At 46.3% G+C, this 965-nt stretch carries 2 protein-coding genes; both read right to left on the bottom strand.

Annotated features, from left to right (window positions below; genetic code table 11):
* The coding region (gene truC, locus R7Q48_RS25235) for a tRNA pseudouridine(65) synthase TruC (RefSeq protein WP_318132880.1) at positions 1 to 578 on the bottom strand (578 nt) is incomplete at its 3' end.
* A gap of 5 nt (positions 579 to 583) precedes the next feature.
* Positions 584 to 898: a YqcC family protein gene (locus R7Q48_RS25240; protein ID WP_005494262.1), complete on the bottom strand. Its 315-nt coding sequence runs from the start codon at positions 896 to 898 to the stop codon at positions 584 to 586.
* Between the last annotated feature and the right edge of the window lie 67 nt (positions 899 to 965).

Raw genomic sequence — 965 nt, forward strand, 5'->3', positions numbered from 1 at the left:
GATGTGTCCCCCACAATTGGGTGACGTAGGTGGGCCATGTGACGACGCAATTGGTGCTTGCGACCAGTCTTGGGCTTCATTTCCATCAAACAGTAGCGCGTTGTTGGGAACTTACCCGTCGAATAAGGCACTTCCACTTTCGCCAGTGGTTTGTAAGCGGTTACGGCCTCTTGAGCTTCTTTCTCTTGTGAGGCGAACTTATCTGCAATTTTGTCTAATTCGACTTTTAACGCGTAATCTAAAACGCCCTCTTCCTCAATCCAACCACGGACAACCGCGTGATAGGTCTTCTCCATTTTGTGCTCAGCAAACATTGGCATCACTTGAGAAGCCACTTCACTGGAGAGCGCAAACACCAAAACGCCAGAAGTCGGACGATCCAAGCGATGCAACGGAAAGACATGCTGACCAATTTGGTCTCGCAGAGTCTGCATGACAAACTGAGTTTCGTGTTTATCTAGCCAACTGCGATGAACCAACATGCCGGCGGGCTTGTTCACCGCAACAAAATACTCATCTTGATAAACAATCTCCAACTCTACTGGAGCCACGGTTTGTGATGTTTCTTGTTCTGACATTGAAGTTACTTACATAGTTCGTCGATAGTTCGAATCGTGTTCAAAAGCTCTGCGTACTGCGGCTCTTGCTTCCACGCTTCTGCAAAATAAGGTTCAATAGAGAAACCTCTTGGCAAAGGTTGGCTACTTTCTACTAAAGCGTGCATTCGAGCAATAAAAATCCACTGCAACCATTCATGTGGATCAAGCGTATCTATCGCGAAAGGCTCCACACTTTGCAACGCTTCTGGCGACGGCATGGTTCGTTGCCATAGCTCGTGCTTTTGAAGTTGTGCTTCAAGTTGGTACAGTAATTCCACCAGTTTTGTGCTTGTAGTCATTAACTTTTACATCTCGAACCTCGAATTAGCCGAGAATGATACCATTTCTTGTCAAAAGAACGTTAGG

It is taken from the genome of Vibrio sp. 378, assembly GCF_033339435.1.